Source organism: Vibrio sp. 10N.222.52.B12, from assembly GCF_002875385.1.
GTDB classification, from domain to species: Bacteria; Pseudomonadota; Gammaproteobacteria; order Enterobacterales; family Vibrionaceae; genus Vibrio; species Vibrio jasicida.
Genome location: NZ_MDAW01000143.1, coordinates 50,672 through 65,806 on the forward strand (window position 1 = coordinate 50,672; position 15,135 = coordinate 65,806).

A 15,135-nucleotide genomic window follows, 5' to 3' on the forward strand; every position below is an offset into this window, starting at 1 on the left:
CAACTATTTAATAAAAATAAAATAGTAATTAAATGATTGCGACATATTAGTGCTTGCATGCACCAAATGGTGACATTTATAAAAAGTCGGTTTTTAAATAAACCTATATTAAGGAAAGGACTTCAGAGTTTTTATTTATTTTACGTTGATTTAATTGTCATTAAAGGTTTGATGCTAATTAAAGTTTTAATGCAAGGTGACATCTAAATAAATGATATATTTAATATTTGTAAGGTCATCTATTGGAACTATTACTCCAATGATTTAATTAAGAATTATTAGTTTAGAAACCAAAGATGATCTTTCACTCTTTGTAAATGCAATAAACATAAAAATTCGTATAAGTGACTGAAATAAAGATGGTTTTAATCATCGTTGATTAAGTTATCTATAGTTTAAGTCTTTTTGAATCAATTGCTTAAGTTAATTTAACCTTTCTATAACATTTCATTGCTAGTGAGATCTAAATCAATCATTATGCAAATGAATGAGTTTTTTATTTGAAATGTAATATTTCTAGGTTAACTTAAAATAAAAGGCAGCAGAGGATTTGTTGCCACAAGAATAAATTTATATGTCAGTTGGCGAAATATTTCGCCAGTGTCTTAATTCGCTTTTTAATGCCGTTAAGAATGGAGTCTTCAATGAAGAAAGTCGCTTTGATCACTGGATCAAAAGGCGGAATTGGTTCTGCTATTTCCTCTCAATTAGTTAATGATGGTTATCGAGTAATTGCTACTTACTTTACTGGTAACTATGAGTGTGCGTTGGAATGGTTTAATGAAAAAGGGTTCAATAAAGATCAGGTACGTCTTTTTGAACTAGACGTAACTAACACCGCTCAATGTGCTGAAAAACTAGCACTTTTACTTGAGGAAGAAGGAACCGTTGATGTCGTCGTCAATAATGCAGGAATCACACGCGATGGCGTGTTTAAAAAGATGACTGCACAAGCTTGGAACGACGTCATTAATACCAACCTAAATAGCTTGTTCAACGTGACACAGCCGCTTTTTGCAACCATGTGCGAAAAAGGTGGTGGTCGTATTATTAACATCTCTTCTGTTAATGGTCTGAAAGGCCAGTTTGGTCAAGCAAACTATTCAGCGGCTAAGGCTGGCATGATTGGTTTTTCTAAAGCATTAGCATATGAGGGGGCTCGCTCCGGCGTAACGGTAAACGTTATTGCTCCGGGTTACACAGGGACACCAATGGTTGAACAAATGAAACCGGAAGTGCTGGAGTCTATCACCAACCAGATCCCAATGAAGCGTTTAGCAACGCCTGAAGAAATTGCAGCATCCGTAAGCTTCTTAGTGAGTGATGCAGGCGCTTACATCACCGGTGAAACACTTTCGGTGAACGGCGGCCTATACATGAGCTAAGGAGAAGATGATGGAAAAAGTATTTGTTATTGCAGCGAAACGTACACCGATTGGCGCGTTTGGCGGAAGCTTAAAAAACACGTCAGCGGGCAATCTAGCGGCGGTTGCAATTAAAGGTGCGCTTGAGGCGGCATCACTAACGGGCGATAAAGTTGATGAAGTGATCGTTGGTAACGTTATCGCAGCAGGGCAAGGTATGGGCGTTGGTCGTCAAGCCGCGATGTTTGCCGGCATTCCCGAGTCTGTGCCAGCTTATGGCGTGAACATGGTTTGCGGCAGTGGTATGAAAACTGTCATGGATGGCGTTTCTCATATTCGCAGTGGCGATGCACAAGTGGTTGTGGCTGCAGGTGTCGAGGTAATGTCACAAATCCCATTCATCGTGCCTAGCGTTGTACGTGATGGCAATAAGATGGGCAACATGGAGTTGAAAGATCTCCTCATTGCTGACGGTTTGACGGACGTTTACAACCAATACCACATGGGTGTTACCGCCGAAAATGTTGCGAAAGAGGTTGGTTTGACGCGTCAACAGCAAGACGAATATGCGCTAGCGAGCCAACAAAAGGCTGTCGCTGCGATTGAAGCGGGTAAGTTCAAAGACGAAATTGTGCCGGTCGAAGTTAAACAACGTCGTGAAACCGTCGTGTTTGATACGGATGAATACCCTAAAGCAAACGCAACACTGGAAGGCTTGAGTAAACTGCGCCCAGCTTTTGACCGTGAAGGTACGGTAACAGCAGGCAACGCTTCCGGCATTAATGACGGTGCTAGTGCCATTATCCTTGCTTCTGAGAGTGCAGTTCAGGAACTCGGCTTAACGCCAATCGCTGAAATCGTAAGTTATGCGCAGTCTGGTCTGGATCCAAAAATTATGGGTCTTGGTCCGGTTGAATCGGTAAACAAAGCGTTGAACAAAGCCGACCTGAAAACCAGCGATATTGACGTTTATGAGTTGAATGAAGCCTTTGCTGCACAAGCTTTGGGTGTGATTCATAAATTGGCAGAAACCAACCAAGTTCCTGTGAGCTCAATTCAAGACAAAGCCAACTTTAATGGTGGTGCAATCGCATTAGGCCACCCTCTAGGTGCATCAGGTAACCGCATTTTGGTTACGTTAGTACACGAACTTCACAAACAAGACGGTCAGTACGGTGTTGCTTCACTTTGTGTAGGCGGCGGTATGGGCACGGCTGTGGTTGTAAAAGCAGTTAAGTAGTTAATTAAACGGATATTTTAATTCTTTCTCTAGGAGATAAACCATGTACACTGATTTCTTCAAAACTTTTAGCGATCAAACTGAAAAGAACCTTGAACCATACTTGAAGTTCAACAAGCTAGTGACAAAGAATGTAGAAGTGCTTACAGAGCTTCAACTGAATGCAATCCGCACATATAGCGAAGTTGGCCTAAACCAAATGAAAGCAGCGTCAGAAATCAAAGACGTCACTTCTTTAACGGCGTTTAACAGCCAGCAACTAAGCGTGCTTACAAAGCTTTCTCAACAAATGATGGATGACAGCAACAAGTTGCAATCTATCGCAAAAGAATTCAAAGAAGACGTTGAACAAATGACTTCGGAAAATCTAAAGACTGTTACTCCTGCGTAATACGTCCACTTTTCGCCGCCCGAGTTCTTGGGCGGCGTTATTCTTTCCGAATATAGGAGTAAGACTATGTTTCAGCACTTCTTTTCGGACTATCTTGTTAAGCTTCAAGAAACCAATCATCAGTGGTGGCATGATTTCGAAGTCAACAAGGCAGTCGTGAATTCTCCTTTGAATAAGGCCATGCAAGAAGTGAACTTCGAAGATACGGCTAAACTGTTCGAACAAGCCGCCAATCAACCAGCTGCGATTTTAAAACTCCAAGCTGAGTGGTGGGAGCAACAACTGCAAATATGGCAGAACGTGGCGTTAGCTGGTAATCAGGCACAAATCATCGAAGCAGAGAAGGGCGATAAGCGTTTCTCTAACGAAGCTTGGCAAAACGAAGCGATGTACAGCTTCATCAAACAATCCTACCTATTGTTTAGTAAGACTTATCTCGACACTCTGGATTCTATAGAAGGGTTGGATGAGAAGACGAAAGAACGTATTACCTTCTTCTCTCGCCAAGCCATCAATGCACTCTCTCCTTCAAACTTTATCGCGACTAACCCAGAGCTGCTTAAACTGACGTTAGAGCAAAATGGTGAAAACCTTCTAACGGGTTTGGAAAAGCTGAAAGAGGACGTAGAGTCAAGCGCAGACATTCTGAAAGTACGAATGACAAACAACAATGCTTTCCGTGTTGGTGATGATGTGGCGACAACCGCAGGCGATGTTGTGTTTCAAAATGAGTTGTTTGAGCTCATTCAATACCGTCCTTTGACAGAAAAAATCAATGCAACGCCACTGCTTATCGTCCCGCCGTTTATCAACAAATACTACATCCTTGATCTAACGGCAAAGAACTCTATGGTTCGTTGGTTGCTAGAGCAAGGCCACAGCGTGTTTATGATGTCCTGGCGCAACCCAGGTAAAGAGCAAGCTAAAGTTGAGTTTGGTGACTACGTGACGGAAGGCGTCGCCAAAGCAGTTACGGCCATCGAAGACGTAACGGGCCAAGAGCAGATAAATGCGGCTGGTTACTGTATTGGTGGTACAGTCTTGGCCAGTACCGTGGCGTACTATGCTGCGAAACGTATGAAGAAACGCATTAAATCTGCAAGCTTCTTTACCACTCTACTGGACTTCTCTCAGCCGGGCGAAGTAGGGGCGTACATCAACGATACCATCATCAGTGCAATTGAGACGCAAAACAACGCGAAAGGTTACATGGATGGCCGCTCACTCAGCGTTACCTTCAGCCTATTACGCGAGAACAGTCTGTACTGGAATTACTACGTGGACAATTACCTCAAAGGCAACAGCCCTGTAGACTTCGATCTTCTGTACTGGAACAGCGACAGCACCAATGTGAGCGCTGCTTCCCACAACTTCTTATTGCGTGAACTCTATCTAGAGAACAAGCTTGTTCAAGACAAGGGCGTGAAGATCGGTGGCGTCTGGATCGATCTGAATAAGATTAAGATCCCGAGCTACTTTGTATCGACCAAAGAAGACCATATCGCATTGTGGCAAGGAACCTATCGTGGTGCACTCAATACTGGCGGCAATAAGACCTTTGTGTTGGGTGAGTCTGGTCATATCGCGGGGATCGTTAATCATCCTGCTAAAAATAAGTATGGCTACTGGTTAAACGACAACCTTGATGATTCTGCTGATGAATGGTTTAACAATGCTAACCATCAGGAGGGTTCTTGGTGGACACACTGGCATCAGTGGTTAATGCAGTTCAACCCAGAAGAGCAGGTCGAACCGTTCCCAGTTGGTTCTGAGCAAAATCCGGCTATTGATGAAGCTCCGGGTCAATACGTTCGACAAGTTCTGCCTATTAAAGAGTCCTAAACTGCTCCTCACAGCAGTATTATTTGGCGGCCTATAGGGTCGCCTTTTTTATCTGTGTTACTTCTCTTAGATCACTTCTAATTCGTTGACCCCAAATAGCCTTAGATTGAACCGTAGGGAAGGTGATTAGTTTGGGTGGGTTGTATATGGAGAGCAATAACCAAAGCGTACTCTTTGCCCGTTAGAAAGAAAAAACGCCAAGCAGTTGCTTGGCGTTTTCCGTCAACAAAATAGGCAAAAATGTCGACTCGCTAGAGGCTAATTACACCTCTTTATCCTTACCTAGTGAAAGTAGCCATAGAGAGACTGCTGCTACCCCCACAAAGCCGGAAAGAATAATCACGGGCATTGCGCTATATCCAAGGAAATGCCAGATAAAGGATTCTAGATTGCTCATTGTCTGTGTTTCTCCTTATTGCCAGCCTTCAACACCGTGCATGTCAGGCAGTTTGTGTGCGATACCTTTGTGGCAATCTACACACGTTTTTTCGCCTGAAGCAAGCGCAGTTGAGTGTTGTTCTGCTGCACGTTTACCCTGTTGTGAGTAGTCCATGAAATCGAACTCATGACAGTTACGACACTCAAGAGAGTCGTTCTTCTTCATTCGTGCCCATTCACGTTCTGCTAAGTGCTCGCGACGTGCTTGGAATTTCTCTGGTGTATCGATGGTCTTCGTCACGTAGTGAGCAAACAACTCTTTTGACGCTTGAACTTTACGGACGATCTTATCTGTCCATTCATGTGGTACGTGACAGTCTGAACAGATAGCACGAACGCCTGAACGGTTAGAATAGTGGATTGTCTCTTGGATTTCAGCAACGATTGGTGCGTGACAGCCAGAACAGAATTCCTCTGTGTTGGTTGCTTCCATACCTGTGTTGAATGCCCCCCAAAAGAGAAGACCACCGGCAAAGCCAAGAAATAAAACAACACCAGCGGCAGCTTTACTTGGGCGTGATAGCCTCTTCCAAAACGCTTTAAGTATTTTCATAAGTAACCTCTTAGTACTCGCGTTTCAATTACTGAAGCGAATCGACTGCCTTAAACTCGTTTTCCACTAGCGGAGTAGCACTGGTTTGTGGAACGTGACATTGCAAACAGAAGTAGCGACGTGGAGACATGTCTGCTAATACCGCGTCTTCTCGGTTAACGTAGTGCGTTACACTGATTTTGGTAGCGCCTGCGTCTTTAGCGTTTTTCCAGCTGTGACATGCTAGACATTTGTTTGCGTTCAAAGACACCTCGTAGTTACGAATGCTATGTGGGATCAGCGGTGGCTGATAAACAAAGCTGTCTTCAACGATTTGATCTTTTGGAAAATCTTTAAAGTCATCCGCAGGACGTGTGTCTTCAAGCTGTGCAGTGCCGCGTAGCGAGTCTAGACCGCCTGTGCCGCCAGGGTTGTCCAGTTCAGCTTGCGCTACGCCTGTCAACAAAGCACCTACAGATAAAAGTGCGACAAGTAATTTTTTCATCATTTCATCTCCGCCTTTAAGGCTAAAATTCTTTTCTAGGCCGCCGCGCTGGCGGCCTGTGCATTCGTTATTTGACGGTTAAGCAATCTTAGTGATTTTGACTGGACACTTTTTAAAGTCTGTCTGTTTAGACAATGGGTCCGTCGCATCAAGGATCAGCTTGTTGATCAAAATACGAGCATCAAAGAACGGTACGAATACCAAGCCTTTTGGCGGACGGTTACGGCCGCGAGTTTCTACACGAACGCGTACTTCACCACGTTTGTTCGCCATCAGAACTTCTTCCCCGCGGCGAACGTTGCGAGCTTTAGCGTCGTCAGGGTGCATGTAACACACCGCATCTGGAACTGCTTTGTATAGCTCTGGAACACGGCGCGTCATTGTACCGGTATGCCAATGTTCAAGAACTCGGCCTGTACATAGCCACATATCGAACTCTTCGTTAGGCACTTCTGGTGGCGCTTCGTATGGTGCAGAGATGATCTTCGCTTTGCCATCTGCATTGCCGTAGAAGTCCCAACCTGAACCTGCTTTCGCGTACGGGTCAGAACCTTCTTTAAAGCGCCATTGTGTTTCTTTGCCATCAACAACCGGCCAGCGTAGACCGCGTACTGTGTGGTAAACATCGTATGGTGCTAAGTCGTGACCGTGACCACGACCAAACGTCGCGTACTCTTCGAACAGACCTTTCTGTACGTAGTAACCGAAGTGGTGCGCGTCATCGTTCATCTCACGCGCTTCTTCGATAGGGAACTTGTCCACTTGACCATTCTTGAACAGCATGTCGTACATGGTTTTGCCACGGTATTCCGGTGCTTTAGCAAGTAACTCTTCTGGCCACACTTCTTCCATCTTGAAGCGTTTCGAGAATTCCATTACTTGCCATAGGTCAGATTTCGCATCACCAATCGTACCAACTTGTTGGTACCATGCTTGAGTACGACGCTCAGCATTACCGTATGCGCCTTCTTTCTCAATCCACATCGCGGTAGGAAGGATAAGGTCACCAGCTTGCGCGGTTGCGGTTGGGTATGGGTCAGATACGACGATGAAGTTTTCTGGGTTACGGTAACCAGGAAGACGCTCAGCGTTGATGTTCGGACCAGCTTGCATGTTGTTGTTACATTGAACCCAGTAACAGTTTAGAACGCCGTCATGCAACATACGGTCTTGCAGTACTGCGTGGAACCCCGGTTTCGGTGGGATAGTGCCTTCCGGTAGCTTCCAGATATTTTCTGCAATCTTACGGTGTTTAGGGTTAGCAACGACCATATCTGCTGGTAAGCGGTGAGCAAATGTACCAACTTCACGAGCCGTACCACACGCTGATGGTTGGCCTGTTAGTGAGAATGGGCTGTTACCCGGAGTCGCAATCTTGCCGGTTAGTAGGTGGATGTTGTAAACCAAGTTGTTCATCCATACGCCACGAGTATGTTGGTTCATACCCATCGTCCATAGAGACATCACTTTTGTGTTTGGATCCGCGTATTGCTTCGCAAGCTCAATCAGTTTTTCTTTTTCAACGCCAGAGATCTCTGACGCTTTCTCAACCGTATATGGTGCTACAGACTTTTTGTATTCTTCGAATGAGATAGAAGTTAGCTTGCCAGAGTTCGGATTCTTCGCTGCCTTTTGTAGTGGGTCGTCGTCACGTAGACCGTAACCAATATCAGTGTCAGCTTGGGTGAAGTTAGTATGCTTGTTTACAAAATCCCAGTTCACTGCATCATTTTCGATGATGTAGTTTGCGATGAAGTTAGCAATCGCTAGGTCAGACTGAGGATTGAAAATGTAGCCGTGATCTGCCAACTCAAATGAACGGTGGTAGTAAGTAGAAAGCACGTTCACTTTAACGTGAGGGTGGCTTAGGCGACGGTCAGTAATACGAGTCCAAAGTACAGGGTGCATTTCTGCCATGTTTGAACCCCAAAGAACGAATGCGTCTGCGTTCTCGAAGTCATCGTAACAACCCATTGGCTCATCGATACCAAATGCACGCATGAAGCCAACTACAGCAGATGCCATACAGTGACGCGCGTTAGGGTCGATATTGTTAGAGCGGAAACCTGCTTTCATCATTTTTGCAGCAGCGTAACCTTCCATTACTGTCCATTGGCCAGAACCGAACATCCCCACGCTGGTTGGGCCTTTTTTCTCTAGAGATGCTTTCCATTTCTCTGCCATGATGTCGAAAGCAGCGTCCCAAGAGATCGGTGTGAAATCACCGTTCTTATCGTATTTACCATCTTTCATACGCAGCATTGGCGTAGTCAGACGATCTTGGCCGTACATGATTTTTGAAAGGAAGTAACCTTTGATACAGTTCAGGCCTTTGTTTACCGGCGCTTCAGGGTCACCCTGTGTTGCTACTACTTTACCGTTTTGAGTACCAACAAGAACAGAACAGCCTGTACCACAGAAACGACAAGGCGCTTTGTCCCATGTGATTTTGGTTTGATCAGAGCTTGCAATCAGGTTAGTTGCAGAAGCTGGTAGTGTAATACCTGCGACAGCAGCAGCTGATGCAGCCGCGTTTGCTTTCACAAACGCACGTCTTGTCATTTTCATACTTCACCCTCAATTTGGGAATGTTGTGTTCCAGTGTCTTTTTCGTCCGTTTCTTCTAGCCCAGTTTCGATTTGGTGATAAACCAAAACCGTGCTCAAGACATTCGGTAAATTATTAATCGCATCGATAGTGTCTGTGATGAAACCTTGGTTCTCTGTTTCAAGCACAACGATGATTTTGCCTTCAGGACTGTCGCCGTAGATTTCCGCATTTTCATATGTTTCGATCTGGGTTTTCGTCTCTGCTAAATGTTCAGGCAGAACATGCACTACCAGACTTGAAATATGCACTTCGTTTAGTGACATATGTCTCTCTCGTTTTATTGCCTTTCACCGACCACTGACGGTTCAGGCTGTTATATTGCTCACATTGATGGATGAAGTAGGGCACACTGAAACGCATGCGCCGCAGCCGTTACACTCATCAAGGTCTAAATTTGGTTGTGCCACCTTGCCCAGTTCCAATTTGAACCGGATTGCCATTGGGTCACACATGTCCCCGCAGCTTCGGCACTCGACATTTTGCTTAGCTAAACAACTATCGGTGATGCTCGCTTTTGCCTGCCATGGCTGTTCTGTTTCTGCTAAGAACAAGGGTTCAGGACAAACATTGGCGCATTGATAACAAAAAGTGCATTCATCGATAGAAAAGTTGACCGCAGGAAATCCACCGTCGCTTTTGATTATAATTTTGGTTTCACATGCCTCGACGCATTTACCGCAACGAGTGCAGTCGTCTGTAAACTGCGTTGGCTTCGCTATCCAAGGAAGACGTAAGGAATTATCCAACTGCGTTTTTCTAGCAAAAAGTCTTCTTCGAGAAAGGTCTACCACTTAGTCACCTCAAAATTTGAAACCCAAACTAAGCATAGCCCACAATTTCATTAATAAACTGTCATTTAAGTACACGAAATTGTAGTTTTTGACATATATCTATAAATACCTCTTAGGGGGTAATTCGAATGCAATATTGTTTTGGATCAATAAATTCCGACGCAGGTGATCACATATTGATAAAGTTGAAAGATAATACGTGTTGTAGAAAGGCAAACATGGTTATCAAATGAGCGGAGTTCAGAGTTGTTTAAAAATGTGAAAAAGTCAGTAACACGTACAATTGCATCTGCCATGATGTTGATTTTACTTCTTTCTGTAGCGACTACTGGCTTTGCTATTTTCACTTTAGCATCAAGCTTGAACGATGCGGAGGCAGTCAACGTTGCTGGTTCAATGCGAATGCAGAGTTATCGGTTAGCTCATGATATTCAAAGTGAATCTGTTGATTATTCTTCACACATTGATTTATTTGAAGCGTCAATCTATTCACATTCTATGAGAGCGCTTCAACATTGGACGGTGCCCGAAGACATCACAAAAGACTATTACCGGTTGATTCTGCGTTGGCACGAACTTAAATCGGTATTAAAGAGCCAAGATCGGACTCAATACTTGGTTTTAGTCGCTGGTTTTGTTCAACAAATTGATGCCTTTGTTTTTAAGCTGCAAAACTATTCTGAGCAAAAACTCATCAACCTAGCATGGATTGGCGGGCTGGGGCTTGGCGGGATTCTGTGTACAAGCATGTTTGTTGTGCATTTTATTCGGTTAGAAGTGGTAAGGCCGTTACGCGCTTTGGTTGCGGCAAGTGAGCAAATTAAAAACCGCTCATTTGATGTATCGCTTAACATCTCAAGCGACAATGAGATGGGAATTTTAACCCGAACATTCAATCGGATGGCGATGGATTTGGGTAAGTTATATCGAGGGTTAGAGCAAGCGGTTGACGAAAAAACTCGTAAGCTACAGCACGCAAATCAATCGCTTCAAGTGCTGTACGATTCGTCTAAAGAGCTGACGGCTTCTCGTATCCATCAAGAAAATTTTCAGGCTATTTTACAACATATTGCAAGTTTGGAAGGAATTCGTGCAGTTAAGCTCGAAATTGATCAAATTGGCGAGCCAAATTGGATACTGACCGAAGGAGAAGAGTGTCGACACGGTTGTGATACCGATTGCCACAGTGAGACATTAACGTTGGATGGTGAGCACCTCGGTTACTTACATTGGAAAGCTGGTTTACCGTGCCCGAATGAAACACTGATCGACAACTTTGTTCAAATCTTATCACGTGCGGTATATTACAACCGTGCGCAACGACAAGCCGAGCAGCTGTTATTGATGGAAGAGCGTGCAACTATTGCTCGTGAGTTACATGACTCTTTGGCTCAGGCTTTGTCTTATCTAAAAATACAAGTATCGCTGCTCAAACGCAGTGTGAAAAATATTCCAGATGAAAAAGCGATCTCTCAAACGAATCAAGTGATCGCTGAGCTCGATACTGGCTTGTCAGCTGCCTATACCCAATTACGTGAGCTTTTGACCACCTTCCGTCTTACGATTAAAGAGGGCAGTTTTGGTCAAGCGCTTCAAGAAATGGTGGCGACGTTAGACGAACAAACAGCAGCGGAAATTTCTTTGAATAATAAGCTTTCATCAACGGAATTAGACGCGCATCAACAGGTGCATCTACTACAGTTGATCAGAGAAGCGACAATAAATGCGATAAAACACGCTCAAGCTAAGAATATTAAGATCCAATGTCTTGATTCTGATGGGAAAGTCACAGTGACTGTAGCTGATGATGGTATAGGCTTTGAGCAACAAGACGAAAAATTAAATCATTACGGTATGAGCATCATGCAAGAACGTGCAGCAAGATTGCACGCAGACCTCAGTGTAGAGGCGGCAAAGAACGATGGTTGTATCGTGAGACTAGAATTCCAACATAGTAAGGAAGTAAACATTGACAGTGTGTAAAGTAATGCTGGTGGACGATCACCCACTCATGAGACGTGGTATTCATCAGTTGCTAAGTTTTGAGTCAGACTTTGAAGTTATCGCAGAGGCCAGTAGTGGTGCGGATGCGGTCGCAAAAGCTCACGAACTCGAGCTGGATTTGGTGCTTCTGGATCTGAATATGAAAGGCATGTCCGGCTTGGACACGCTTAAAGCACTTCGTGCCGATGGTTGTGAAGCTCGCATTGTAATCTTGACGGTTTCTGATAGCCCTGCGGATATTGAAGCGATTGTGCGTAGCGGAGCAGACGGATACTTACTAAAAGATACCGAGCCAGATGAATTAGTTGAGCTACTAAAACAAGCACATGAAGGTGACAAGGCCTACAGCCAAGCGGTTGCGGGATACTTGAACGAGCGTTCAGGACAAGAGGATGTGTTTGACTCGCTGACCGATCGCGAGACGCAGATCCTGCAAGAGGTAGCACGTGGCTTTCGTAATAAACAGATCGCAGATCGCCTGTTTATCTCTGAGTCGACGGTAAAAGTACACATGAAGAGTCTACTCAAAAAGCTGAAAGTACCTTCACGTACTGCAGCAACCGTGCTTTACCTAGAGCGCTTTGGTGAAATTAAGTAACTTACTCTGAGTGCTTTAGATGCAAAAACCGCCCAAATTTAGGCGGTTTTTTTATTTGTCTGGGCGAATAGAGTACAAATCGCTGTTGTATTTACCGCACTCTAAATAGTAATGATGTGCCGCTTTTTTATCTTCCGCGACCACTCTCATACTGTGTATTTTCCCCTGTTCAAAGTAACGAATTTCGTACTCTACAATCGTATCAAGTTGCTCAGCAGCAGCCATGCTACGCCTCCATAAACTATCCTGTTGTTATTGATGCAATTTATATGCCATTTAAGGAACGCCGTCTCGTTCATATTTTGGCCGATAATTGCGCACTAACTCACTTTTTTGCGGATAGTTGTGATAAAAAAGTTAATTTCAAACTCTATATACTACGAGGGTGGCAAAAAGACTTTGCCATACTGACGAAAGTTTGCCGCAATACTAAGTGATTTAGGGTGAGTATAGAACTTAATCAATAAAAAAGGGAATATGGATCGGTGATGAAATTTAAAAGTTTATCCAATAAAGCGGTTCGATATGGATTTGTATTGATATCTATTGTGTTGTTAGCCGGATGTGCAAAAAAGTTTTTATACAGCAATATAGACTGGGTTGTGATTGAATATTTAGACGATTACGTTTCTCTTGATGGAGAGCAAGAGTCGTTGCTTGAAGAGCGTATTTTATTACTGGCCGATTGGCATAAAGAGGAAGAATTACCTTTATATATCGATCACTTAAAACAATTAGAGTCACTGAATAAAGACAACGTGACGCTAGAGTCATTGCAAGCGAACCGAGATCAAATGCGAGACCACTACCAACGTTTTGTCTCGAAAGCCGCGCCGGACCTCTTCTCGCTGAGTATGCAGTTAGACACTAAGCAAGAATCGGAGTTTGTCGACAGTGTAAAAGAGCGTTACAAAGAAAGAGATGAAAAATACGCAGGGAAAACGGAACAAGAGCTGCGAGAAATTGTCTTAGAGAATACAGAAGAGTGGATGGAAGAGTGGCTTGGTAAATTATCTAACCAGCAAAAAGTGCGCGCGAAACAACTTTCTAAAGAGGTGATTATAAATAGTCCGTTATGGCGAGATTACCGCTCGTCAATAATTCAGGAGTTAGAGTACCTTTTCGAAAATAAAACCAACACTGTTGTTTACCAGCAGGTATTCATGAAGCTCTTATTCGAGCCGGAAAGTTATTATAGTGATCAATTGAGGGACAATATTGATCGTAATATCGAACTGACGGATCAATTCACTCTAGATATATCCCAATCGATGAGTGATAAACAATGGCGACATTTTCATGGCAAAATTCGTGAATGGCGTGAGCTTGCTGAAGAACTACTGAATTAATACTCGATAAAACAATCTGTTAGTGTGAGTGCTGGTAGGGCATACCAGCACTTTCTGATGAAAAACTGATTCAAAGCAAATTCTTATTGTGGCATGAGCGTAACATGGCTTGTCGAACCATGTTGGATAGGATCCTCGCACACCCATGTATCCCTTGTGCGGGCCTTCACCCAAAACAATGAGAATAATTATGAAGCATTTAGTTGAAAGATTTCTTCGCTACGTCACGTTCGATACTCAATCAAATCCCCACGAGAGCGCCTGCCCAAGTACTGGCGGTCAGTTAGTTTTTGCTCAGCATTTAAAGAAAGAGATGCAGGAACTCGGATTGAGCAACGTAACCTTAAGTGATAACGGTTACCTAATGGCAAAATTACCGTCTAATGTTGATTACGCTGTGCCTGCTATCGGTTTTATTGCTCACATGGATACCGCGCCTGATGCTTCAGGCAAAAACGTAAATCCCCAGTTTATTGAAGATTACCAAGGCGGTGATATCGCTCTTGGTCTAGGTGATGAAGTGCTTTCTCCGGTGCAGTATCCAGATCTGCATGAACTTCATGGCCACAACCTAATTACCACTGACGGCACAACGTTGCTTGGCGCTGACAACAAAGCGGGTATTGCAGAGATTCTATCTGCCGTTGCCATGTTGATCGAAAACCCAGAAATCCCACACGGTGATATTTGTATCGGCTTTACTCCCGATGAAGAGATTGGTCGCGGTGCTGATTTGTTCGATGTAGAAAAGTTTGGCGCGCAATGGGCATACACTATCGACGGTGGCCCTCAAGGAGAATTGGAATACGAAAACTTCAACGCGACCAGTGCAGATGTTATTTTCCATGGCGTAAGTGTTCATCCAGGTACTGCTAAAGGTAAACTGGTTAACGCTATGAACTTGGCTGCGAAATTCCAAGTGCAGATGCCAGAAGATCAAACGCCAGAAACGACAGAAGGCTACGAAGGTTTCTTTCATCTTAAATCTGGTGAACTTGGTGTCGCCCGCAGTGAGCTAGGTTACATCATCCGTGATTTCGATCGTGAAGGACTTGAAAGCCGTAAAGCCTTTATGCAGAAGCTAGTCGATGACATGAACGCGGGGCTGAAGCATGGCTCGGTTGATTTGAAGTTAACTGACAGCTATTACAACATGCGAGAGATGGTAGAGCCTTACCCTCACATTATCGAACTCGCTAAATTAGCGATGGAAGAGTGCGATGTAGAGCCACTTATTAAACCGATACGCGGTGGTACAGATGGTGCGCGCCTATCATTTATGGGCTTACCTTGTCCGAACATCTTTACCGGCGGTTATAACTTCCATGGCATTCATGAATTTATCTCGGTAGAAATGATGGAGAAATCAGTACAAGTCATTGTGAAAATTGCTGAACTTACCGCGAAGAAGCATAGCTAAGTGTCACGCTAGATACAAAAAGCCCAGACAGTGAAGTGACCCCGTAAAGTT

Annotated in this window: 15 protein-coding genes; 8 read left to right on the plus strand and 7 right to left on the minus strand. The window is 44.0% G+C overall.

The annotated features are described in order from the left end of the window. The first annotated feature begins 644 nt into the window (after positions 1-644). The 4 genes from BCT11_RS20600 to phaC all read left to right on the plus strand — a co-directional run bounded on the left by BCT11_RS20600 (position 645) and on the right by phaC (position 4,837). A complete protein-coding gene (locus BCT11_RS20600) occupies positions 645-1,385 on the plus strand; it encodes an SDR family oxidoreductase (protein WP_102389152.1) in 741 nt (246 codons plus the stop codon). A 10-nt stretch (positions 1,386-1,395) separates the two neighbouring features. Continuing rightward, positions 1,396-2,604, plus strand: coding sequence for an acetyl-CoA C-acetyltransferase (locus BCT11_RS20605; protein WP_038867390.1), 1,209 nt, complete (start codon positions 1,396-1,398; stop codon positions 2,602-2,604). Positions 2,605-2,647: 43 nt separating this feature from the next. After that, the gene (locus BCT11_RS20610) at positions 2,648-2,995 is read left to right on the plus strand and encodes a phasin family protein (RefSeq protein WP_038867394.1); all 348 of its coding nucleotides are present in this window, start codon (positions 2,648-2,650) and stop codon (positions 2,993-2,995) included. A 66-nt stretch (positions 2,996-3,061) separates the two neighbouring features. Then, on the plus strand, positions 3,062-4,837 hold the full coding sequence (gene phaC / locus BCT11_RS20615; protein WP_102389153.1) for a class I poly(R)-hydroxyalkanoic acid synthase: 1,776 nt from the start codon (positions 3,062-3,064) through the stop codon (positions 4,835-4,837). 262 nt (positions 4,838-5,099) lie between these two features. On the opposite strand, the gene BCT11_RS20620 is transcribed toward phaC, so the two are convergent. The 6 genes from BCT11_RS20620 to napF form a co-directional block, all read right to left on the minus strand. Beyond that, positions 5,100-5,234, minus strand: a complete 135-nt coding sequence (locus BCT11_RS20620; RefSeq protein ID WP_009704753.1) for a TIGR02808 family protein — start codon at positions 5,232-5,234, stop codon at positions 5,100-5,102. Between the two features lie 15 nt (positions 5,235-5,249). Continuing rightward, positions 5,250-5,828, minus strand: coding sequence for a NapC/NirT family cytochrome c (locus BCT11_RS20625; protein ID WP_038867399.1), 579 nt, complete (start codon positions 5,826-5,828; stop codon positions 5,250-5,252). Between the two features lie 28 nt (positions 5,829-5,856). Further along, positions 5,857-6,312: a nitrate reductase cytochrome c-type subunit gene (locus BCT11_RS20630; protein WP_038867487.1), complete on the minus strand. Its 456-nt coding sequence runs from the start codon at positions 6,310-6,312 to the stop codon at positions 5,857-5,859. Between the two features lie 78 nt (positions 6,313-6,390). Beyond that, positions 6,391-8,880, minus strand: a complete 2,490-nt coding sequence (gene napA / locus BCT11_RS20635) for a periplasmic nitrate reductase subunit alpha (protein ID WP_102389154.1) — start codon at positions 8,878-8,880, stop codon at positions 6,391-6,393. Continuing rightward, on the minus strand, positions 8,877-9,185 hold the full coding sequence (locus BCT11_RS20640; protein ID WP_038877602.1) for a chaperone NapD: 309 nt from the start codon (positions 9,183-9,185) through the stop codon (positions 8,877-8,879). The genes napA and BCT11_RS20640 overlap by 4 nt, the downstream gene beginning before the upstream one ends. A 42-nt stretch (positions 9,186-9,227) precedes the next feature. Then, on the minus strand, positions 9,228-9,713 hold the full coding sequence (napF, locus tag BCT11_RS20645) for a ferredoxin-type protein NapF (protein WP_080774391.1): 486 nt from the start codon (positions 9,711-9,713) through the stop codon (positions 9,228-9,230). A gap of 246 nt (positions 9,714-9,959) precedes the next feature. On the opposite strand from napF, the gene narQ reads away from it, so the two are divergent. Next, positions 9,960-11,696 (plus strand): nitrate/nitrite two-component system sensor histidine kinase NarQ, encoded by a 1,737-nt coding sequence (narQ, locus tag BCT11_RS20650; RefSeq protein ID WP_102389155.1) that lies wholly within the window; start codon positions 9,960-9,962, stop codon positions 11,694-11,696. After that, a complete protein-coding gene (locus BCT11_RS20655) occupies positions 11,683-12,315 on the plus strand; it encodes a response regulator (protein WP_241909045.1) in 633 nt (210 codons plus the stop codon). Before narQ ends, BCT11_RS20655 begins: the two co-directional genes overlap by 14 nt. Before the next feature lie 51 nt (positions 12,316-12,366). Here the strand turns inward: BCT11_RS20655 and BCT11_RS20660 are convergent, their stop codons facing one another. Then, complete coding sequence (locus tag BCT11_RS20660; RefSeq protein WP_038867409.1) at positions 12,367-12,540, minus strand: hypothetical protein; 174 nt, start codon at positions 12,538-12,540, stop codon at positions 12,367-12,369. 263 nt (positions 12,541-12,803) lie between these two features. Here BCT11_RS20660 and BCT11_RS20665 point away from each other — a divergent pair, with 263 nt between their 5' ends. Together BCT11_RS20665 and pepT are read left to right on the plus strand one after the other, a co-directional pair. Then, complete coding sequence (locus BCT11_RS20665) at positions 12,804-13,664, plus strand: DUF6279 family lipoprotein (protein WP_102389156.1); 861 nt, start codon at positions 12,804-12,806, stop codon at positions 13,662-13,664. Positions 13,665-13,854: 190 nt separating this feature from the next. Then, positions 13,855-15,084, plus strand: coding sequence for a peptidase T (pepT, locus tag BCT11_RS20670; protein ID WP_042603276.1), 1,230 nt, complete (start codon positions 13,855-13,857; stop codon positions 15,082-15,084). Positions 15,085-15,135: the final 51 nt, after the last annotated feature.